The organism is Enterocloster lavalensis (genome assembly GCF_046603895.1).
GTDB classification, from domain to species: domain Bacteria; phylum Bacillota; class Clostridia; order Lachnospirales; family Lachnospiraceae; genus Enterocloster; species Enterocloster lavalensis.
The window spans coordinates 2431441-2452316 of the sequence record NZ_CP176637.1; the positions used below are offsets into that span (position 1 = coordinate 2431441).

The following is a 20876-nucleotide window of genomic DNA, read 5'->3' on the forward strand; positions in this document are numbered from 1 at the left end:
ACGATTTTCCGGAATGGCAGCCGATTTTCTAATTTGTGAATCGATTCGATTATTTTTCGGTCATCTTGTCTTTTTATACGATTTTTAGTGATTTAATCACATTATTTCACGATGCCTTCGGAAATCCGGCCTGTCAACACTTGTTTTCCTGAAAAATTCCCTTAAAATAAGTATGAAGAGACTTGAGACAGAGGGGAGAACCGATGAAATTGGCGGGAAAAAAGAAAAACTACAACCACAGCCTGCTATTAAAAGTTTTGTTTATCTATTTTCTGATCTTTGCGGTGCCCATCATCCTGCTGTACGCCTCCCTCTACGGGACCTCCAAACGGCTGGCCCAGAAGGAGGGGGCTTCCCAGCTGCTGTCCTCCCTGACCAGCATCTCCAACACCATGGACGAGGTGTTCCGCAGCGTGAATTTCGTGCAGTCCCAGCTCCAGGGCAACACCGCCTTCTCCAACGACTGTTTCCGGCTGACCGTGGACGAATCCGCCGGGGTGGGATACCGCAACTACCGGCTGCGGCAGGAGCTGAGCATGGAGCTGTATAAGCTCTACTTAAGCAACCCCTATCTCCACTCCCTGGAGGTGTACAGCTCCTACGGCAACACGCTGTTCGGCAACTATCCCGGCAATTCGCGCCAGATCACCGTCAATCCCACGGAAACCCAGATTGAAAATATCCGGCAAAACGCCCAGAAAACCGGACTGACCGGCAACCGGGCCTGGTACGTGCTCTCCTCGGATCCCGAGCAGACCCTGTTCGCCACCTACAGCCGTCCCTTCTGCGCCTTCAATCCCAACATGTACACCTATTCCCGGGCCATTATCTCCACGGAAACCCTTCACGACCACATCAAGGTCTACGATCCCAGCGAGGCCATCCAGTTCTACATCCGGCCCCGCAACCGGGAGTGGATCCCCATTTCCGGCCCCAACACGGTGGACACCGCAGACCTGCCCATCTCAGCGCCCGGCGAGGTGTCCGGGTGGGTGCCCTTTAACTCCGGGGGAGTCCCCTGCCTGATGGCTTACTTCCGCTCCCAGTACACCGGCTGGTACTACGCGGCCGCGGTTCCTCTGGAGCATTACAATGTATCCGAACCCCTGATGACCGAGTATTGGTTCTATATCGTGATCACGCTGGTCTTTATCTTCATTCTCACCGCCCTGTTCGTCTCCTTCTACCTGATCCGGCCCATGAAGCAGATCAGCGACAAGATGCGGGAGGCGGAGCACGGCGACCTGGACGTGCGCATCCACACCCGGCGGCGGGACGAGCTGGGATACATCGGCCACCGGCTGAACGTGCTCCTAAAAAATATCGACAGCCTGATTCACACCAACTATGAGACGAGACTCCTGAAGGAGGGTTACGAGCTGAAATTCATCCAGACCCAGCTGAAGGAGCATTTTATCTACAACACGCTGGATTCCATCCACTGGATCGCGGACAAGAATAACGTGCCTCAGATTTCCAAGATCATTTTCGATCTGAGCCGCTTTTTCCGCCTCACCTTAAACAATGGCAGCGACTACATCACCATCGAGCGGGAGGCCGAAGTTCTGGCCAGCTACTTGTCCCTCTTAAACGTGCGCATGGACGGAACCATCGAAAGCTCCATTGAGATGGATGATTCCATCCGGGACCAGCGGGTCATCAAATACTTTTTCCAGCCGGTTCTGGAAAATGCCGTGGTCCACGGCCTGCGGCCCAAGGGCGGCGGGCGCATCACGGTCAGCTTCAGCCCGGTGGAGCCCGGCAAGATCCGCTACCGAGTGACGGACGACGGGGCCGGAATCACGTCCATGGACTTAAACGACATCAATCTGTGCATCCGTGAGGACCGCAGCGACGGCAAATATTTTGCCCTGATCAATCTCAACCGGCAGCTCCGCCTCTACTACGGCGACAACTACAGCTTTACCATCGACAGCAGCCCGGACGCCGGAACCACCGTGTCCATCGATTTCCCGAAAGGATGAAGCATATGATAAAAGCCATGATCATTGACGATGAAAAACTGATCCGCGAGGGTCTGGTCACCTACATCGACTGGGCCGCCCTCGGCGTGGAGGTATGCGCGGTCTGCGGCGACTGCGCCGGAGCGGTCCGGGCCGCCGCCCTGCACCGTCCACAGATCATTCTGGCCGATATCTGCCTGCCCGACGCCAGCGGTCTGGAGCTGTTCCGGCAGATCCGGGACTGCGGGCTGAAATGCGAGGCCATCTTCATCAGCAGCTACTCGGAATTCCAGTACGCCCAGCAGGCCGTCAAGCTGGGGGCCTTCGACTACCTGCTAAAGCCCATCGAGGCGGACGTGCTCTACGACTGCGTGCGGCGCTGCGCGGAAAAAATCCGCAGCACAAAGGACCCCGGCGGCCAGAACTGCGACCGGACCGTGGTGGAGAAGATTCTGACCGACGCCCTGACCAACGTACCTCAGGCCGATCAGACCTTCCTCCACCTGGCCCGCCTGGCGGGCGCGCCGGAGGGCAGCCGACCGTTCCTGCTGGTATCCGTAACCGGAGAAGCTCCGGTTGTGGGGTTGTCTCCCGGTGCAGGCCTGCCTCCTGGCACTGGCCTGACTCCCGGCATTGGCTTGCCTCCTGGCATTGGCCTGCCTCCTGGCACTGGCCCGTCTCCCGGCACCGGCCTGACCCCCGGCACCGGCCTGACTCCCGGCATTGGCCTATCTCCCGGCACTGGCTCGTCTCCCGGCACTGGCCTGACTCCCGGCACCGGCCTGACTCCCGGCACCGGCCTGACTCCTGGCACCGGCTTGTCTCCCGGCACCGGCTTGCCTCCCGGCACCGACCTGCCTCCCGGCGTCGGCGTTCCGGCCGGTTTTGACCTGCCCGTTCTGGCGGCCTACCAGGCGCGGGTCTCCGACCAGGTGGCCTGCTGCTGCTTTTTTACGGTCCCGGAATTGGAGCAGACAGCGTTAAATACGTTGGAGAAAGCCCTGACCGGCAGCGCGGATCTGGCGGTGCGTCTCTGCCTGGATGAGCCTGACGCCTCCCTGTACGCGCTCCTGCAGCAGGCGCTGTGCGGACTGCTGCTCACGCGGCTGCCCGCCCCTGGAAGCCGCATTCTCTTTGACCCGGCCCAGCAGAACCTTGTGCCGGAGGTAATCAAAAGCCTGGATCAGGCCAGCCTGAAAACAGCCCTCAGCCAGTTTCTCCGGTTCTGCCGGGAAAACCGGTGGACCTGCAAGCATCTGGACTTCCAGTTTGAGTGCTTCAAATTTTTGGAAACAATTTACAAACAGCTGACCTGGGTCTACGGGCTTCCCCTGCCCGCGGGCCTGGACATGCACGTTTTCATCGAGCGGCTGCGCAAACCCAACAATCTCTACGATCTGTTTACGGCCCTGGATCAAATCCTCACCATGGTGTTCACCGAAGTCCGCCGGGATTCCTGCCAGAGCCCCTACACGAAAAAGACGCTGGCCATCATACGCAGCCGTTACGGGGAAAGCCTCTCCTTAAAATCCGTGGCCCGGGAGCTCCACGTCAGCCCCTCCTACTTAAGCTCCGTATTCAAGGACGACACCGGCTGTCCCTTCAGCGATTACCTGTTCCTGCACCGCATGAATATCGCCTACGATCTGGTGCGCCAGGGCAGCCTTCGAATCTACGAGATCGGCGAGCAGGTGGGCTACCCGGACGTGGCCCAGTTCTCCAAGTGCTTCAAAAAACAGTTCGGCTACTCGCCCAAGCAGCTGCAAAACGCCTCCGGGCGGCTGGAGCCGTGAGAGGAAGCTGTGGACAAAATCCAGCGGACATCCCAAAATGCCTCCGGCCGCAATCGAGTAGGAGGGAGTGATTAACTCCCGTCCTCTCACACCACCGTGCGTACCGTTCGGTACACGGCGGTTTCAATAGTTGACGTGCACGGACTGATAGGCAGTAGCTAAATCATAAAAGCCACTGTTTATCAGTCTTTCTTGTGTTAATGCTCTGTTGACCGCTCCCATTCCCGTTACATACCAGTATTTCCTGCGGCTGTTTGCCGCCTGATGTGCAAAATATTCAGGTATCCCGAGTTTTATAAGGTTTCTTTTCCTTGTTTTGGGTAACTTCCATTGTTTCCATATGCACATTCGAATACGGTGATACAGCCATGAGTTTAGTTCGTCTATCCTGTTCTTCATATCCGCAATCCCATAATAATTCAGCCATCCACGCATGAATACTTTTATCTTTTCCAATGAAGGACGTATACTCTGACAAGACCTTCGGGAACTGAGCTCTTTCAGTTTTGTCTTCATCTTCTTCCATGACTTCCCATGAACCCGGACATATATGCCCTTCCCGTTCTTTCCCAATGTGAAGCCAAGAAACTTAAAATTTCGGATTGCAAACACACTTACCACACGACTTTTCTTTTGATTCACTTTCAGTTTCAGTGTTTTCTCCAGATATTTCGTGCTGGATTCCAGTAATCTCTTTGCGGCTCTCTCACTTTTAGCTAACAGCACAATATCGTCTGCATAGCGTACAAATGCCACTCCCCGCTTCTCAAACTCCTGGTCGAACTCGTTCAGATAGATATTTGCCAACAGTGGCGAGATGTTTCCGCCCTGCGGCGATCCTTCTTCTGTTTCCATGACTATACCGTTTTCCATGACACCACTCTTTAAGTATCTCTTAATCCACTGGATTACCCTTTCGTCCTTTATATTCCTTCGCAAGATATTCAGGAGCATTTCGTGGTTAAGTGTATCAAAGTATTTCGACAGGTCTAATGTCACTGCATGGGTATATCCCTGTTCTGCATACTCCTTCACTTTCAGAATGGCGTCTTTTGCGCTTCTCCCCGGTCGATAACCATAGCTGTTTTCCGAGAATGACGGCTCATAGACCGGCATGAGCTGTTGTGTTATGGCTTGCTGGAAAATACGGTCTTTGACGGTTGGAATACCAAGCTTTCGTATTCCACCGTCTGGCTTTGGGATTTCCACTCGTCTTACCGGGTCGGGAGTATATTTCCCCCTTTTGATTCTCCCGATAAGCTCTTTCTGGTTCTCCCGAAGGTATGCTCCGGCTTCCTCCACGGTCATTCCGTCGATTCCCGGCGCACCCTTGTTTGCCTTTACTCTTTTGAACGCTCTGTTCAGGTTGTCCTTATCCAGTATCTTCTCTAAGAGCTCCGGTTGTGCACTGTCCCATTCTTTCCATATCCGACGGAAAGAACGGTGCGCTCTCACATACCCTTCACGTTCCGCGCTATCTCTTTGCAAGCAGCTTTCTCTGTTTTCTGCACCCAATGTTCTTTCCTCCTTTCCCGGTTGTACTAAGGACTCCTATTGATTCGGTCCTTCGCCTCTCGGCTACTATGACCTCGGCTGACTTCTGTACGTTCAGCATTATCTCACGATGATGGTTATCCCTTTCAGGACATATCGTACAGACCTCCCCGGGTACCACACGTTTCTTTCTCTCCATCTATCTGCCACATTTACCATACATGATTCCGTGTAGTTATTGGGCTTCAACTTGTGGGGCAGTCTTACCCTCATGCATAGCCTGATGTGATTTCTGTTCGTCAGACCAGAGATTTGCCCATGGGTTAGTATGTTCCCCATATCCGGCTTCCTTCAGATTCCACCTCACGATGGACACCCTTGCCTTCGGCTATATCCTTCCCACTACCGGGCGGATTCCGGACTTGCACCGGTTAGAAACGTGCGCCGCCGGGCGCACCCGCAAAAACAGCCGGTACCTCTGTGCACTCCTTCTCGCACAGATGTACCGGCTGTTTAATTGATTGGAAATAATCGGCCGCGGACGGCGTTTTAGTTGCTGCTCTCAATGGGCTTGAAAATCCGCGTCACCGCCGGATCCATGGCCTCAAACACCGCCTTTGCCTCGGCTGTGGCCTCCTCGCAGAACTGCTGCTGGGAATTGACCAGAACCTTGCCCCGCTTATCCACCTTCTCATAGGTGCCGTCGGGCTGCAGGATGTGGGCCTTCACGTTGTCCGCAAGCTCCACCTCCAGAATGTGGATCACCTTAGCCTTAAGGGCCTCGTCCTCCACCGGGAACATGATCTCCACCCGGCGGTCCAGGTTTCTGGGCATCCAGTCCGCGCTGCCCATGTAAAGCTCCTCGCTGCCATCGTTGTAAAAGTACAGGATGCGGCTGTGCTCCAGGAAATTGCCCACAATGGAGCGCACCGAGATATTTTCGCTCAGTCCCGGCACGCCTGCGCGCAGGCAGCAGATGCCCCGGATCACCAGCTCCACCTTCACTCCGGCGTGGCTGGCCTCATACAAGGCGGTGATGATCTCCTTGTCGCAGAGGGAATTCATCTTGGCCATAATGTGGGCCTCGCGCCCGGCCAGGGCATTCTCCGTCTCACGGCGGATCATGCGCAGGCAGCGCGCCCGCAGCCACAGTGGCGCCACGGAGAGCCGGTTCCAGGCCAGGGGCTCGGAATAACCGGACAGCATGTTGAACACCGCCGTGGCATCCTCGCCGATCTGGGGACTGCAGGTTAAGATGCCGCAGTCCGTGTACAGCTTGGCGGTGGAATCGTTATAGTTTCCGGTGCCCAGGTGCACGTAGCGGCGGATGCCGTCCTCCTCCATGCGCACCACCAGCGTAATCTTGCTGTGGGTCTTTAATCCCACCAGGCCGTATATCACGTGACAGCCCGCCTTCTCCAGCTTCTTGGCCCAGTTGATGTTGTTCTCCTCGTCAAAACGCGCCTTCAGCTCCACCAAAACCGACACCTGCTTGCCGTTGTCCGCCGCCTCGGCCAGAGCCGCCACAATGGGCGAGTTGCCGCTGACGCGGTACAGCGTCTGCTTGATAGCCAGCACCTCCGGGTCACGGGCCGCGCTGCGCACAAACCGCACCACCGGGTCAAAGCTCTGGTAGGGATGGTGCAGGAGAATGTCCCCTTTGCGGATGTTGGTGAAAATATCGTCCTCATTCATCAGCGCAGGCACCGGCTTGGGGGTATACCCGGGCGCTTTGAGATGGTCAAATCCCCTCAGCCCGTACATCTTCATCAGGAAGGTCAGATCCAGGGGGCCATTGATGTCGAAAATGTCCTGGCTGTTGATGGACAGCTCCTTTTTCAGAATCTTCAGCAGGCGTTTATCCACGCCCGCCTGGATTTCCAGACGGATCGCCTCGCCCCACTGGCGCTTCTTTAACTGCTTCTGAATCTCCTCCAGCAGGTCCACCGCCTCCTCCTCGTCGATGGTCAGGTCGGCGTTTCGCATAACCCGGAAGGGCTGGGAGGCGATGATATCATAGTTTAGGAACAGGGACGGCATATTGCGCTCAATGATCTCCTCCAGCAGGATTACCACCCGCTGGGGATTGCCCTCTTCATCCTTCTCCTCAGGCAGCTCCACGATCCTCGGGATTACGGATGGCACCTGAACCATGGCGAAATCCAGCTCGTCGTCCTCCTCGCCGTTCTTTTTCCGAAGAAGGGCCGCAATGTTCAAAGTCTTGTTGCGGATCAGCGGAAACGGCCGGGAGGAGTCGAAGGCCATGGGCGTCAGAACCGGATACACGTTCTCGTTGAAATACCGGTCCACATAGTACGCCTCGTCCTCCGTCAGGTCCTCGTGCTCCGTGATCACCCGCAGGCCGTTCATGCGCAGCACGGGGAGCAGGGAGCGGTTATAGGTGGAATACTGCAGGTCCACCAGCTGATGGGTCCGTTCCGCAATGGCCTCCAGCTGTCTGGTCGGCGTCATCCCGGCGATGTCCGGTTTCATGTACTTGGCGTGCACCATATCTTTCAAGGAAGCCACGCGCACCATGTAAAATTCGTCCAGGTTGGAGGCCGTGATGCTGAGGAATTTCAGCCGCTCAAACAGAGGCAGCGTCTTATCCCTGGCCTCGCTGAGCACCCGGTAGTTGAATTCCAGCCAGCTCAGTTCCCGGTTGACATAATTGTCCGGGTTCGCGCCAAAATCCAGCTCCTGTGCGGGTTCCTCCGCCACGGCGGGCTTCTTCTGCCCGCCAGATTTCGCCGCTGCCTTTTTCACTGCCGCAGGTTTGGGCGCGGCTTTCTTCGCCGCCTCTGGTTTACCTGGGGCTTCTTTCTTAGACTCAGGCTTGCCCGTGGCTTCTTTCTTCGCCTCCGGCTTGCCCGTGGCTTCTTTCTTCGCCTCCAGTTTGCCCGTGGCTTCTTTCTTCGCCTCAGTCTTGCCTGGGGCTTCTTTCTTCGCCTCCGGTTTATCCCCGGCTTTCTTTTTCGCTTCCGGCTTATCCGCGGCTTTCTTCTTCGCCTCCGGCTTTCCCGCGGCTTTCCCGTCCATCTCCCGCTCTACCTGGGGATTCTCCTCCACGTCCGGGGTTTCCGCCGCTCTATGTTCCGCTCCAGCTTCCGGAACCGCCTTTTTCCCGGCGGCGTCCACGGCTTTTGCCTTGGAAGCCTTGGAGCTCTTCGTCTTTTCTGCGTCTGCCATGGCTTATATCCTCCTCTTCTGCCTTAGCACCGGCCGTATGCCGTAAATTTCCTCAAAGAAATCCGCTTTCTGCTCAAACGACATGGCCTCCAGCGCGATATCCCCCTCATAACCCGTGGTGATCACCAGTTCCCCCTCCCGGATGCTCATGCGGCAGTCCGCCAGCTTGCCCCGGTGGCTTCTGTCCATGGAATTGGCCAGCCGCAGGATGGCCGTCAGCTTGGCGATCAGAATGGTCATGCCCTTCTGGTCCAGCTCCACGGTGCCCTCCTGGTACGTGCCCTCCAGCTGTACCTTGTCATAGTCGAAATCCCGGATATTGTAGCGCACCACGTTGGCGATGATCTCCCGTTCCAGATGGCTCAGGCCGATGATCTCCGTAGACATAATAATATTGTAGGAACACTCGTTGGAATTTCTCATGCTGATGAATTTGCCGCAGGAGTGCAGGATGGCGGAAATCTGCAGGAGCAGCCGCTCCCGTCCGCCCAGCCCATGGTACTTCCGCATACAGTCGAAGATGCCCAGGGCGTACTCCTCCAGCACCTGGCTGTGGCTGGCGTGGCATTTGTAACGCTTGGCCATGTTCCGGGACGCGGCCAGAATGTCGTTCTCAAAGCTGTGGGTGAACCGCACCAGGCGGGTATCGTCCGCGTACTCGGCCGCGATGCCGTCGCAGAGCCGGATGCCCGGAATCCAGAACATCTGAGCGCCGGTCAGCTCCAAAATACGCTTGTAAACCATCACGGTGGGCATAAGCAGGGAGGCGTACTCGGCATTCACCCCAAACCGCTCCTCCACCTGATCCAGAGTCAGCTTGTTAAATTTTTCATAAAATGTGTTCAGCACCGACGCCTCCACCTTATCCCCCACGGGCTTGGACTGCATCTGGCGCATCATATAGAGAATATTTTCCCCGATTCCAATCAGGTTGGTGATCTCCCGGTCCTTTAAATACATTTTCCGGAAGGTGAATAGCTCGTTGTCCACCAACTCCTCGATCTGTTCCCTGTGGGCCTTGGCGCTGGCCGGGATTCTGGCCAGCAGCTCCCGAATGCGCAGGGAACCCAGGGACAGGTTCTGGGTCGTCACCAGGGCGTCCTTGTCGAACAGGGAAATCTGGGCGCTGCCAAAGCCCACGTCCACGATGGCCGTGCCTTTCTGAATGATCTTGTTAAACTCCGCCGCCTTGGAGGCGATGGCCTTGTAGCTGATAAAGCGCTGCTCCGAGTTGCTGATGATCCGAACCTTCAGCCCAGTGCGCACGCGGATCTGGTCCAGGATGATCTGGTTGTTCTTGGCCTCCCGCATGGCGCTGGTGGCGTAGGCCCGGTAGCCCTTCACCTTGTACCCGTTCATGGTTTTTACAAAATCTTCCAGAACCTGGCACATTTCCTCCACCAGGTCGTAACTGATCTTGCCCTCGCTGTATGTCTCTTTTCCCAGGGCGATCATGTGGCGGATGTGATCCACGCGCCGCACGCCGTTTTTCCCCGATATCTCGTAGATGCCCAGCTCCAGCTCAAAGGAGCCCACATCGATTGCCGCAAATAATTGAACTGCCACTTTTGTTCCTCCCCTCCCCGCAAACAACGGCCGGGGCCGTCCTCATCCGACGCCTTTTCTCTCTTTCAACAATGGCCCGCAGGCTTACGCCAGCGGCCCATTGCATCCAATGATACCGGATTCCCGGCTCCCGCGCAGCGAATCCCGGTAAATTTCCCGTAAAATATGTGTAAAACCTACTCCACCAGGGTGCCCAGCAGATGGGTGATAAACTGGGACGCTGTTCTGCCTGAAAGTCCTCCGTGGCTCAACTCCCACTTGTTGGCCTCCGCGTAAAGCTCCTCCTCCGGCAGATTTACGTGGTAGCGCTCCGCCAGCACGCTGACGATCTTCTGGAACTGGAACTTGTCCGGGGACCCGTAGTAGATGGTCACGCCAAAACGCGCGGCTAAAGACAGCTTCTCCTGCACCGTGTCGTTGTTGTGGAGCTCGTCGTCCAGCTCCCGCTTGTCGCTGAACTTCTCCCGGATCAGGTGACGGCGGTTGGAGGTGGCGTAAATCAGCACGTTTCTGGGGCGTTTTCCCAGACCGCCCTCAAGGATCGCCTTCAAATATTTATACTCCAGCTCATAGTCCTCGAAGGACAGGTCGTCCATGTAGATGATGAACTTGTAGTTCCGGTCCTTGATCTGCTCCAGCACGTCGGAGAGCGCCTTAAACTGGTGCTTATATACCTCAATGATACGCAGCCCCTGGTGATAATATTCATTCAGGATCGCCTTGACGCTGCTGGACTTCCCGGTTCCCGCGTCCCCGTACAGCAGCACGTTGTTGGCCTCTTTTCCGCGGATAAACGCCTCGGTGTTCTCGATCAGCTTTTTCTTCTGCAGCTCATAGCCCACGATGTCGTTCAGATACACATGCTCCACATTGATGATGGGATCGATGATCACCTGCTGGCCGTTTTCCTTCTCCACCACCCGAAACGCCTTGTTGAGGCCGAATTTACCCACGCCGAACTCCCGGTAGAAATCCACCACCAGCCGCTGGAAAGCGTCCACGTCCGTCGCCTGCTCCAGCTGGACCGCCAGATTTACGATGCGGTCGCGGATGCGCTTGTTAAATACCTTGCTGTCCGTCCGGGCCGGTTTGTAGGCCGCTAACATCTCCCACACCGGTCCGCCCAGAACCCGGATATCCCGGTCGAACAGATCCTTGAACACGGCGAAGTCCCGGCGCGCCAGCTGGTCAAGGGAGCCGCCCGCGCCGCCCTGGATCTCACAGGTGGTGCTGTAGGCGTTCTCATTGTTGGCCAGGCAGAAGGCCATGAAGCAATGCCATAAATTCCCCTCAAATCCGTAGGTCACCGCCAGCTCGATCAGCTGGTTGGCAAGCACCGCCTCCCGGCCGGAGGCGTCCTTCCGGCTCCCGGTGTCCTTCTGTTCCCCGGCGATTTCCAGGCTCCCGGCGTCCTTCCGCTCCCCGGCGAGTTCCAGGCTCCCGGCGTCCTTCCGCTCCCCGGCGCCCTCCAGCAGCCCGGCGAACTCCTCAAATAACTCCTGATATTCCAGGTTACGGTATATAATCAACTGTCTTGTATCCATGTCGCTCACCCTCTTATCTAATAATTGCCCAAAATCCGCATGCTGACCGCTTCCTCGGAAATACCTTTTAACGCGTTCTGGACGGCGGCGTCTCCCAGGGAGCCCTCCACGTCCACAAAGAACCGGTATTCCCAGCTGCGGCCCTCGATGGGCCGGGACTCGATCATCAGCATGTTGACGTTGTTGAAAATGAAATTGCCCAGCATATTGTACAGAGAGCCGCTGCGGTGAAGTCCCTCAAAGCAAATGCTGACCTTGGACGCGTCCTTTCGGTACACGGCCTCCCGGGAAAGCACGATAAACCGAGTGGTATTGTTCTTGTTGTGGTTGATCCCCGGGGCCAGCACCTTGAGGCCGTAAAGCCTGCCCGCGATCTCGCTGGCCACTGCCGCCTGGCGGCAGTCTCCGTCCCGGGTGACCTTTAACGCCGCAGCCGCAGTGTTCTCCAGGCTGATCTGGCGCCACTGGGGATGGGAGTTTAAATACTGGGAGCACTGCATCAGAGCCTGGGGATGGGAATAGACAAGCTCCACGTCCTCCAGCCTCGCCTCCGGCAGTCCCAGCAGCGCGTGGCGCACCGCCAACTGCGTCTCGGCCACGATATAGTTGTTGTGTTTCACCAGCAGATCGTAATTGTCGCTGACCGCTCCCGCCGAGGAGTTCTCGATGGGAAGCACTCCATAGTCGGCCCGGCCTTCCTCTACCTCCGCCATCACGTCCTCCATGGCCGTCACATGGTAGAGCGAGGCCTCCCGGCCAAAGAACTGGAGGGCCGCCCCGTGTCCGTAGGAACCCTCAACGCCCTGATACGCCACCCGCGCTCCGGACGTCTGAATCGCTTCGATCACCTGGAATCCGGTGTCAATTCCCTTGCCGTGCCGGGCCAGCAGCTGGTACTGGCGCTTCCGGCTGACCGTCATCAGCTGGGAAAACAGCTCCTGTACCGCCTGGCTGTTAAAGTCGCCGTGGGCCATCGCGCCCACCGCTTCCAGCTTCTGGCGTTCCCGCTCCCCGTCGTACACGGCCTTACCCGTCTCTATCTTGTATTCCGCCACATCCGCGCAGATCTTCATGCGCTGCTCGAACAGGCGGACCAACTGGCCGTCGATCTCGTCCAGCTGCCCTCTCAATTCTCCCAAATCCAGGTTCTTCATAGGTTGTCTTTCTCCGTCAATTATTTTTTTCTTTCTCCATCTCGTTTAACATGGAAATGATCACGTCCCGGGTGTAAGCGCCGGAAAACTTCCGCTTGGCCGGCTCCAGCTCCTTTAGGAAGATGGGCTCGCCGTAGCGGATCACAACGTGGCTGGAACGAATCAGGGGGAGATGGTCCTCAAACACCTCCGCCGTGCCGGTGATTGCCACGGGAATCACCGGGCAGCCGCTCTTCTCAGCGATCTTTAAGCTGCCCTCGTGAAACGGAAGCAGGTCCGTCAAATCTCCCTCGTTGCGGGTCCCCTCCGGGAAAATCCAGATGGAAACGCCGGACTTCACCTTCTCGATGCCCTCAAGGATGGTCTTTAACCCCTCCTTGATGTTCACCCGGTCCAGAAACAGGCAGTTTACATAAGACATCCAGGTACTCAGAAGCGGGATCTTAACCATCTCCTTCTTTGCCACAAATCCGGTCAGGCCAGGAACGGTCACATACCCGGTGAGGATGTCAAAATAACTGCGGTGGTTTCCCACATAGAGCACGGCCCGGTCCCGGGGTATGTTCTCCAGGCCCTGGACGGTAATGGTCACGCCGGCCAGCTTCAGGATGAACCGGAACACGCTGCGGACGATCCGCAGGCTCCAGTCCTGTTTTGCGCGGCTGTTTCCCTTCCCCACCAGCGCCAGAATCCCCAGAATCGGGATACTGAAAATCAGGAACAGCACTACGGTCGATGCGACCAAAATAATCCTTAACATCGGTGTTCTCCTTACTATGTACGTCATCTTTATCCAGCTCGGCGGAACCATGACAGAATCATTTCCACTTCATGGATATTTTTCCTCTATTATATTAAAATAGCAGATCAAATACAATACCCTGGAAACAGGTTTTCGTATCATGATCTGCTCTTTGATTTTGTGATTCGTTCGAACAACAGGCCGGTAAAAAACCACAGCGGGGCAAAATTCAGACGGATGACGCCGTCCACGTTGTCCGGCCATCTGGAGTAGTCCCAGGGACAGATTCCAGCGCCGGTCAGCCAGATTCCGGTCACGTACTCCGCAATAAAGATCATCACCATAAACAGCAGCCCGTGACGGATAGCCAGGGCCAGGGGACTGATCCGCTCCCGGGAGGCCTCCTCAAAGCCGGGCAGATCGGACAGCCAGCTGTCCATCATGCCGCTGATGGGTCCCAAAAGCGCGCCCATGCCGTAAATCGGAAACATTATTAAAGAAGTTCTGCCCATCAGCCGCCAGTCCCCGGCCATGATGGAATCCACGGAGGTGAACATCACCTCCAGGCACCAGCCGGCGATGCCGCAGCGGCAGAAGTTAATCAAAAATTGTTTTAAATTAAGCGTTTTCATAAACCATAGTATGGACAAAAGCCCCGCCGTGCCATACATGGATTTTTCATTTCCAGAACTTACCGCGGCCCCGCCGTTTTACAAAAGCGGCGACAGCAGCCTGCACATCTGCTCCTTCAGGCGCATCCACAGCCTGCGGCTGTGGTAATCCTCCCGGGTGATCTCCCGGCAGTGGGGCAGATCGTCCATAAAGGCCTTCTCCAGCCGCTCGGTGGTCTTTTGGTCGTAGATCGTGGCGTTCACCTCGAAATTCAGCTCAAAGCTGCGGATATCCATGTTGGCGGTTCCGTAGCAGCTGACCTGTCCGTCCACCATCACACCCTTGGAGTGCAGGAAACCGTTCTCATACACATAGCAGCGGGCCCCGTAATCCAAAAGCTCGCCCGCGTAGGAGCAGGTGGCCCAGTACACAAAGGGGTGGTCCGGCTTGCAGGGGATCATCAGGCGCACGTCCACCCCGGAGGAGGCCGCGATTTTCAGGGCGGAGAGAATCGCGTCGTCGGGAATAAAATACGGCGTCTGAATATAAATATGGCGCTTGGCCTTGTGAAACAGCTCCAGGTAGTTGTTGCGGATGTGAGGCTCCCTGGTATCCGGCCCGCTGGTGATAATCTGCATGTACACCTGCTCCGCATCCGCCTGGTCCTTGGGCCAGATATGGCCGTTTCCTTCGCCCATAGGACGTTTTCTGGCCGCCTCGGCCTCGTCCCCGAAATAACTCAGGTCCTTGAACAGATTTTCTCCGGTGGCATAATTCCAGTCCAGGGCAAAACGGATTTGTAGGCTGATGGCCGCCTCCCCCTTGATCTTTAAGTGAGTGTCCCGCCAATAGCCGAACTGGGGATCTTTGGAAATGTACTCCCGGCCGATGTTGAAGCCGCCCACAAACCCTGTGGTGCCGTCGATCACCACAATCTTGCGGTGGTTGCGGTAATTGACGCGCAGGTTCAGCCAGCCAAGAAAGGGCGGAAAGAACGTGCCCACCCGGATTCCGGCCAAACGCATCTCTTCCCAGCGCCGCTTGGGCATAAACCGCCCGCCCATGCCGTCGTAGAGGATGCGGACTTCCACGCCCTCCTTGACCTTTTCGATCAGAATGGGGACAATGGAATCGAATACCTCGTCATTTTTGATGATATAGTATTGGATGTGGATAAAACGTCTGGCCCCCCGCAGCGCCTGGCGCAGCGCCTCGAATTTCTCACGGCCGTCGGTGTAAATATCCACCGCGTTGTCCGAGGTCAGAACCGCGCCGGAAGTTTCCAGATTGTAGAGCACCAGGCTGCTGTACTCCCTGGTCATGGCATCCGGGTGATGGTCCTCTCTGCGCTCGGAGCGGATCACGGCCTCCTGGCTCTTGATGGGGAACTTCAGCCGGTCGTCCGCCTCTTTCACCCGGAACATACGGCTCTTTTTCATGTCCTGGCCGAACAGCAGGTAAAACGCAACCCCGAAAACGGGGATAAAATAGATGGCCAACAGCCAGGTCCACACGGTCTTAGGATCCCGGCGCTGGAAAAATACAATCACGATGGAGAGCAGCACGTTGATAAACCACAGATGCTGCATCAGCCAGGACCACACCTCCACCGTGCTCTGCCATATTTCTCTCATTACCGGCCACCTCTCTTTCTTATATTCCCGGGCCCACGTGCTCCACGGTCTGTCTGCCCTCGTTGTCATAGCTTATCCGAACGCGGTCAAACTGATTCACATAGGTGAGCTGACCCAGGATACCGGTCTTCAGATCGATGAAGAACGACTCGATCCGCGCGCCTTCCATCCCTCCGCTAATATAATCCCGAAGCACGTTGTCCGGCTTCTCAAGCTCCAGATTGATCAGATCACGCATCGGCTTGGTCGATGTAGGGGACAGCTCGCCCGTGTCCATTTTGTCATGTACATACCGTCTCACCGCATTTGCCACCTCCACCGCCTCATTTTCCGAGGCAACGCGCCTGGCCGCCTTCGTAAGCCAGTTCATATGGGGCAGGCTGGATGTCACGAGAATCGCTATGATTGCTATGACGGCTACCAGTTCCACCAGTGTATAACCGCCTCTTTTGTTCTGTTTTGATCTTCTTCTCATCTCTTTTTCAGTCCCACTATGGTTCCGGTCCACTCCGCGACCGGCCCCTGCCAATGGCCCATTGTATCATAAATACCGGCCTTTGGCAAGAAATCCCCCCAAGGGGCGTGCTACTTTGGCCGCGCGCTTTGGCCGCGCTCACGCTATTTGTGGCTGACCGTTCCCTCCCCCGATTTTCCGTCAAATGTTGCGGTGTACGTTTTCCCGTTGATCTCGCCCACCCAGGTGGCGGTGTCGCTGATGGGATCGTAATCGTAGGACTCCGTCTCATCCGGCTTCAGCACCTGTGCGTCCACCAAAGCCTGCTGCGCCTTACCCGCGGAATACTCGGATCTGGCGTTGGCCATGGCTACCTGCTCGGCGGATTTATTCTGCATGTTCTGATAGGACGGCACTGCCACCGCAATCAATATTGCCATGATTGCGATAACGCAGATCAGCTCCACCAGCGTAAATCCTCCGTTCGTCTTGCGCTTTCTGTCAGTTCTCCTCATATGTTTTCCTTTCTGTCCTCATTCAACGGAATAGATGATCTTTTCCAGCTCCTCCATGGAAGTTTCTCCCCGGATCGTCATATCCCTTGCCTGCTCCCGCAGGCTCTTGCTTCCGTTTTTCCGCAGCACGGTCCGTATCTCGTGGGGCGATATCCCTTTTTGGATCATGCCGCCGATCTTCTCGTCCACCTCCATAAACTCGTAGATGGCGCGCCTTCCGGAATAACCGGTATTACCGCAGCGGCTGCAGCCCACCGGTTTCCAGAGCCGTTTTACCGTTTCCGGGGCAGCACCGCCCAGAAGTTCCCGCTCCCTGCCGTCCGGTTCATACTCCCGGCGGCAGTGCGGGCAAAGCTCCTTCACCAGGCGCTGCGCGATCACTCCGGTGAGGGCCGCCGCGGCCATGTAGGGGACCACGCCCATATCCAGCAGCCTTGCGACGCTGGCCGCGCAGTCGTTGGTGTGCAGCGTGGAAAATACCAGGTGTCCCGTAATGGCGGCGCGCACGCCGATGGATGCGGTTTCTCCGTCCCTCATCTCGCCGATCATGATCACATCCGGGTCCTGACGGAGTATGGCCCGCAGAGCTACGGCAAAGGTAAGGCCGGATTTCACATTTACCTGAACCTGAGTGGCTCCGCTTATGGCCTTCTCCACAGGATCCTCCACCGTCACCACATTGATTTTCCGCCTGACCAGCCGGTTTAAGGCGGCGTAGAGCGTGGTAGTCTTGCCGCTTCCGGTAGGACCGGTCACCAGAACCAGACCGTAGGGCGCTTTTATGAACCGCTCGAATATCTCCTCCTGCTCCTCCGTCATACCCAAGCGCCGGACATCCATCAGACAGTCGTCCCGGGCGCTGTTTAAAAGTCTCAGCACTATTTTCTCACCGTAGATTGTGGGCAGAGCGGAAATCCTCAGGTCCGTTTTCACCTGTCCGCAGTCATAGCGGTACTTGCCGTCCTGGGGCAGCCTCTTTTCCGCAATATCCATGCCTCCCATGATTTTGAGCCTGGTCACGATGGGACGGTGGGCTTCCATTGCCATGGATGTGTGCTCCACCAGATCGCCGTTTACCCGCAAACGGATCACAAGCCGGTCCTCCATGGGCTCCACGTGGATGTCGCTGGCGCCCCTGGCATAAGCCTGCTCAATCAGCGTGTTGACCATTTTCACAATGGGCGTGCCCTCCACGCGCTCGCTGGCCGCACAAGCCTCCCGGCTGTGGCCTGAACCCTGGACCTCCTTATTCACCTTCTGCACCGCATTGCTCAAATCCTGCTCCCGGTACACCGCGGCCGCACAATCCCGTATGGACTCTGCGGCGGCCAGAACCACGGTCAGCTCCATCCCGGCCGCGGCCTCTATCTCGTCGAACACATCGAACATCAGCGGATCCCGCGCAGCCACCACCAGCTTCCCGTTCCGAATGCCGATGGGAAGCACCTGATACTGATCCGAGAAGTTGTGGGAAATCAGTCCGGCCGCCTCAGGGTCCACCTTGTACTCCGACAAGTCCACCACCTCCAGACCGTCCCGCTCTCCCAGGCAGGCCAACAGAGCCGCCTCCGACACGTACCCGAAATCCAGCAGAATCTCTTCCAGAGCTTTGTCCGGGCAGCGCTCCCTGAATTCCATAGCGCGCCTGAGCTGGCGTTCTGTCAGCAAACCGCGCTCAAGCAACAGTGTTTCCACCGGAATATTCATATTAAGATTGTTCCTTTCTCATGTAAATGCTATACTGTAACCGACAATCCGACCGGGAGGGGAGTTTTATGGAAGTGTACAACCTGTTTTACGGAGCCGTGTATCTCTTTACCGGCTTATGGACCGGCAGTTTCTTAAACGTCTGTGTGTGGCGTTTTCCCCGCCAGCTCTCCCCAATAAAAGGCCGCTCATCCTGCCCCCGCTGCGGTCACGCCCTGAGTCCGGGAGACCTGGTCCCCGTTTTCTCCTGGCTGTTTCTGCGCGGCAAATGCCGCTACTGCCACCGGCCTATCTCCCGCCGTTATCCGCTGACCGAAGCCTTAACCGGACTGGTCTTTCTGCTCTGTTTTTACGTGTTTGGGGCCGGATTCCGGTCGGTACCGGCCTGTCTCTTCGCTTCCGTCCTGATCACCGCGGCCTGGATTGACTGGGATTTCACCTACATACCGGACGGCATCTCCCTGTTCATCCTGCTGGCAGGACTCCTCTCCTTGATCCCGCTGCCTGCTTACGGCCTACTGACACGGTTTTCCTGGAAAAGCCTAGGCGATCATATTGTTGCGGCGGTCCTCATCGGATCTGCGCTGTTCATTGTCTCCTGGCTCACCGGCGGCGGAATCGGAGGCGGCGACATCAAGCTTCTGGCCGCATCCGGCTTCTATCTCGGCCTCCCGAGGGGGCTTCTTGCCCTGTTTGGGGGCTATGTCCTGGCCGCCGCCTGGGTCGTTCCGGCACTGATGCGCGGTAAAATCCATCGTCGCTCGTCCATTCCCATGGCCCCGTTTTTCGCCGTCTCCCTGATCCTCTCGTTGCTTTGGGGCGAACAAATCCTTAACTGGTATCTGAATCCGGTGCTTCGCGGAGGGGTTTGAGACAGTTCCCACCCCCGCGGCCTATTTACCGGGAACGTTCGCCCTCATAGTAGCGGTAGACGCCCAGGCCCTGCATGTTAAAATGCAGACTGTCGGGCACTGCGGCCTGGGGATCTTCTGCATCCGGGGCCGGGGCGTTGTCCGTGGGCTCTGCATCTGATTCCGGGACACTGTCCGTGACAACCTCATCTGATTCCAGGCCGCTGTCCGGGGCGACCTCATCTGATTCCAGGCCGCTGTCCGGCTCCCCTTCGTCCTGAGCCCCGTCTTCCCCCTGCTCATCCTCCTGCGGCAGCGGAATGATCAACACTTCGCCTTCCGCGTCGTCAAACCGGATTTCCGCGCCCAGCCTGAACGTATATCCATGGCGCGTCACCTGGGTGTCCACGGTGGCCTCGCCCCTGGCCGGTCTGGCGGTCAGAACCATCTCCATCGCAAGGTCTCCCGTCTCGCCGTATCCATTTGCACGGTATTCCAGGGCTTCCAGTGCCTCCGTAAGCTCTTCCGCTCCCCTTCTCCCCGCCAGCGACAGGCAGTCCTCCTCAAATTCCTCCCAAATCCGGTTCATCGCAGCGGACGAGCCGTTGCTCACGTCCAGACAGTAGGACTGGTGGATCATCTTTGCGGCGGCCTGCGCTTCCATGTAGCTGCGGTTCTGTAAAACCGCTTCCAGACTGTAGCGCGACATGTACAGAAATCCCGTGGACAGGATTACAAACATGGTCATGAGCATGATCACGTAAATCATACTGCCTCCCCGGCGCGGATCAATGCGTCTCATCCGGCTTTCCCTCCTCTATCTCCCCGTACAGGCTGGAAACATAGGCCTCCTGTTCCCAGATCACTTCATCCCCATTTTCTTCCAATAGTCGAATCCGCACACAGACCGTGTCCTCATCTGTTCCGGTAAAATCCAGCTCCGGCCTCATGCCAAGCTCCTGCCCTCCATCCAGCAGCGTCCCGTCAAATTGCAGCGGCCCATCCTCGCCTCCGCCGCTCCGGTATCCGGACCGCTCCGTCTCCCGCACATGGTAATACAAGGTTGCGGAATCTTCGGGGTCTACGGCGAAATCATACCCGTAACGCAGCTGCTCCTCTATCTCACGGTAAATCCGGCTGCACACCTGTTTTGCCTCCGAGGTCCGCCCGAACCGGTAATACAGCTTCAGCTGGGGCACCAGAAAACCGGTGAAAAAGAGCAGCGCGATGGAGGCAATGGTCAATGCCATCACGGTCTCCAGCAGTGTGAAGCCACCGCAGCGCCTGGCCCTGCTTTCTGTGTCTTTACTCACTCCATGTCCTCCCATTACTCGTGCCGGAAATAGGTAATCCGGTTTTCCCCGTCTTCCCCAACCGTGTACTCGCGGAAATACTCTTCCAGCGTTTCACCGGAATCCATTTGGAAATACACGGTGAGAACCTTCTCCCCGGCCTTTCCCTCCCCGCGGTCCGCCAGCGCGCCGAGCTCATAGCTGGAACGGTCCAAACGGTACTCCCGCGACAGAAGCTGCGAGTTCGCCGCCATCATATACAGGAACCCCGTGCTGATCAGGGCGATCAGCGCTACGCTGACGATCACCTCAACCAATGAAAATCCCGCTCTGGGACCCGGCCCGCCTTTTCGTTTGTACGCCAT

The 20876-nt window shown here is 56.9% G+C and carries 18 protein-coding genes; 3 read left to right on the plus strand and 15 right to left on the minus strand.

Annotated elements, in window-relative coordinates; translation table 11 throughout:
- Positions 1 to 203: 203 nt before the first annotated feature.
- A complete protein-coding gene (locus ACK2JC_RS10835) occupies positions 204 to 1985 on the plus strand; it encodes a sensor histidine kinase (RefSeq protein ID WP_092371039.1) in 1782 nt (593 codons plus the stop codon).
- A gap of 5 nt (positions 1986 to 1990) precedes the next feature.
- Positions 1991 to 3757: a response regulator gene (locus ACK2JC_RS10840; protein ID WP_320937989.1), complete on the plus strand. Its 1767-nt coding sequence runs from the start codon at positions 1991 to 1993 to the stop codon at positions 3755 to 3757.
- Between the two features lie 123 nt (positions 3758 to 3880).
- Here ACK2JC_RS10840 and ltrA read toward each other — a convergent pair whose 3' ends face one another.
- The 12 genes from ltrA to ACK2JC_RS10900 all read right to left on the minus strand — a co-directional run bounded on the left by ltrA (position 3881) and on the right by ACK2JC_RS10900 (position 18368).
- Positions 3881 to 5272, minus strand: coding sequence for a group II intron reverse transcriptase/maturase (gene ltrA / locus ACK2JC_RS10845; protein ID WP_411338489.1), 1392 nt, complete (start codon positions 5270 to 5272; stop codon positions 3881 to 3883).
- Positions 5232 to 5450 (minus strand): hypothetical protein, encoded by a 219-nt coding sequence (locus tag ACK2JC_RS10850; protein WP_166434608.1) that lies wholly within the window; start codon positions 5448 to 5450, stop codon positions 5232 to 5234. Before ACK2JC_RS10850 ends, ltrA begins: the two co-directional genes overlap by 41 nt.
- Before the next feature lie 350 nt (positions 5451 to 5800).
- The gene (locus ACK2JC_RS10855) at positions 5801 to 8440 is read right to left on the minus strand and encodes an RNA degradosome polyphosphate kinase (RefSeq protein WP_320938296.1); all 2640 of its coding nucleotides are present in this window, start codon (positions 8438 to 8440) and stop codon (positions 5801 to 5803) included.
- A 3-nt stretch (positions 8441 to 8443) separates the two neighbouring features.
- Positions 8444 to 10006: an exopolyphosphatase gene (locus ACK2JC_RS10860; RefSeq protein ID WP_092369597.1), complete on the minus strand. Its 1563-nt coding sequence runs from the start codon at positions 10004 to 10006 to the stop codon at positions 8444 to 8446.
- Positions 10007 to 10182: 176 nt separating this feature from the next.
- The gene (locus ACK2JC_RS10865) at positions 10183 to 11550 is read right to left on the minus strand and encodes an ATP-binding protein (RefSeq protein WP_320938297.1); all 1368 of its coding nucleotides are present in this window, start codon (positions 11548 to 11550) and stop codon (positions 10183 to 10185) included.
- Between the two features lie 17 nt (positions 11551 to 11567).
- Positions 11568 to 12704 carry a prephenate dehydratase gene (gene pheA, locus ACK2JC_RS10870; protein WP_092369604.1) on the minus strand — a complete coding sequence of 379 codons (1137 nt, stop codon included), beginning with the start codon at positions 12702 to 12704 and terminating at the stop codon, positions 11568 to 11570.
- 16 nt (positions 12705 to 12720) lie between these two features.
- On the minus strand, positions 12721 to 13464 hold the full coding sequence (locus tag ACK2JC_RS10875) for a lysophospholipid acyltransferase family protein (protein ID WP_092369607.1): 744 nt from the start codon (positions 13462 to 13464) through the stop codon (positions 12721 to 12723).
- 140 nt (positions 13465 to 13604) lie between these two features.
- Positions 13605 to 14117: a putative ABC transporter permease gene (locus ACK2JC_RS10880; RefSeq protein ID WP_330391521.1), complete on the minus strand. Its 513-nt coding sequence runs from the start codon at positions 14115 to 14117 to the stop codon at positions 13605 to 13607.
- A 39-nt stretch (positions 14118 to 14156) separates the two neighbouring features.
- Positions 14157 to 15692, minus strand: coding sequence for a cardiolipin synthase (gene cls, locus ACK2JC_RS10885; RefSeq protein WP_320938298.1), 1536 nt, complete (start codon positions 15690 to 15692; stop codon positions 14157 to 14159).
- 19 nt (positions 15693 to 15711) lie between these two features.
- Positions 15712 to 16167 carry a type II secretion system protein gene (locus tag ACK2JC_RS10890; protein WP_118755129.1) on the minus strand — a complete coding sequence of 152 codons (456 nt, stop codon included), beginning with the start codon at positions 16165 to 16167 and terminating at the stop codon, positions 15712 to 15714.
- A 143-nt stretch (positions 16168 to 16310) separates the two neighbouring features.
- Positions 16311 to 16661 (minus strand): type II secretion system protein, encoded by a 351-nt coding sequence (locus ACK2JC_RS10895; RefSeq protein WP_092369616.1) that lies wholly within the window; start codon positions 16659 to 16661, stop codon positions 16311 to 16313.
- Between the two features lie 18 nt (positions 16662 to 16679).
- Positions 16680 to 18368 (minus strand): GspE/PulE family protein, encoded by a 1689-nt coding sequence (locus tag ACK2JC_RS10900; protein WP_320938299.1) that lies wholly within the window; start codon positions 18366 to 18368, stop codon positions 16680 to 16682.
- Between the two features lie 68 nt (positions 18369 to 18436).
- Here ACK2JC_RS10900 and ACK2JC_RS10905 point away from each other — a divergent pair, with 68 nt between their 5' ends.
- Positions 18437 to 19240, plus strand: a complete 804-nt coding sequence (locus ACK2JC_RS10905) for a prepilin peptidase (protein WP_320938300.1) — start codon at positions 18437 to 18439, stop codon at positions 19238 to 19240.
- 25 nt (positions 19241 to 19265) lie between these two features.
- On the opposite strand, the gene ACK2JC_RS10910 is transcribed toward ACK2JC_RS10905, so the two are convergent.
- Genes ACK2JC_RS10910 through ACK2JC_RS10920 form a run of 3 tightly spaced genes read right to left on the minus strand, consistent with a single transcriptional unit; the run spans position 19266 to position 20876 of the window.
- The gene (locus ACK2JC_RS10910; RefSeq protein WP_320938301.1) at positions 19266 to 20021 is read right to left on the minus strand and encodes a hypothetical protein; all 756 of its coding nucleotides are present in this window, start codon (positions 20019 to 20021) and stop codon (positions 19266 to 19268) included.
- Positions 20008 to 20532 (minus strand): type II secretion system protein, encoded by a 525-nt coding sequence (locus ACK2JC_RS10915; protein WP_320938302.1) that lies wholly within the window; start codon positions 20530 to 20532, stop codon positions 20008 to 20010. Before ACK2JC_RS10915 ends, ACK2JC_RS10910 begins: the two co-directional genes overlap by 14 nt.
- 14 nt (positions 20533 to 20546) lie before the next feature.
- Positions 20547 to 20876 carry a prepilin-type N-terminal cleavage/methylation domain-containing protein gene (locus ACK2JC_RS10920; protein ID WP_320938303.1) on the minus strand — a complete coding sequence of 110 codons (330 nt, stop codon included), beginning with the start codon at positions 20874 to 20876 and terminating at the stop codon, positions 20547 to 20549.

Excerpts from the sequence above, each read along its gene's own strand:
- ACK2JC_RS10835 (WP_092371039.1), top strand. The coding sequence starts at position 204 with ATGAAATTGGCGGGAAAAAAGAAAAACTACAACCACAGCCTGCTATTA.
- ACK2JC_RS10840 (WP_320937989.1), top strand. The coding sequence starts at position 1,991 with ATGATAAAAGCCATGATCATTGACGATGAAAAACTGATCCGCGAGGGT.
- ACK2JC_RS10850 (WP_166434608.1), bottom strand. The coding sequence starts at position 5,450 with ATGGAGAGAAAGAAACGTGTGGTACCCGGGGAGGTCTGTACGATATGT.
- ACK2JC_RS10855 (WP_320938296.1), bottom strand. The coding sequence starts at position 8,440 with ATGGCAGACGCAGAAAAGACGAAGAGCTCCAAGGCTTCCAAGGCAAAA.
- ACK2JC_RS10865 (WP_320938297.1), bottom strand. The coding sequence starts at position 11,550 with ATGGATACAAGACAGTTGATTATATACCGTAACCTGGAATATCAGGAG.
- pheA (WP_092369604.1), bottom strand. The coding sequence starts at position 12,704 with ATGAAGAACCTGGATTTGGGAGAATTGAGAGGGCAGCTGGACGAGATC.
- ACK2JC_RS10875 (WP_092369607.1), bottom strand. The coding sequence starts at position 13,464 with ATGTTAAGGATTATTTTGGTCGCATCGACCGTAGTGCTGTTCCTGATT.
- ACK2JC_RS10880 (WP_330391521.1), bottom strand. The coding sequence starts at position 14,117 with ATGTATGGCACGGCGGGGCTTTTGTCCATACTATGGTTTATGAAAACG.
- cls (WP_320938298.1), bottom strand. The coding sequence starts at position 15,692 with ATGAGAGAAATATGGCAGAGCACGGTGGAGGTGTGGTCCTGGCTGATG.
- ACK2JC_RS10890 (WP_118755129.1), bottom strand. The coding sequence starts at position 16,167 with ATGAGAAGAAGATCAAAACAGAACAAAAGAGGCGGTTATACACTGGTG.
- ACK2JC_RS10895 (WP_092369616.1), bottom strand. The coding sequence starts at position 16,661 with ATGAGGAGAACTGACAGAAAGCGCAAGACGAACGGAGGATTTACGCTG.
- ACK2JC_RS10900 (WP_320938299.1), bottom strand. The coding sequence starts at position 18,368 with ATGAATATTCCGGTGGAAACACTGTTGCTTGAGCGCGGTTTGCTGACA.
- ACK2JC_RS10905 (WP_320938300.1), top strand. The coding sequence starts at position 18,437 with ATGGAAGTGTACAACCTGTTTTACGGAGCCGTGTATCTCTTTACCGGC.
- ACK2JC_RS10910 (WP_320938301.1), bottom strand. The coding sequence starts at position 20,021 with ATGAGACGCATTGATCCGCGCCGGGGAGGCAGTATGATTTACGTGATC.
- ACK2JC_RS10920 (WP_320938303.1), bottom strand. The coding sequence starts at position 20,876 with ATGGCGTACAAACGAAAAGGCGGGCCGGGTCCCAGAGCGGGATTTTCA.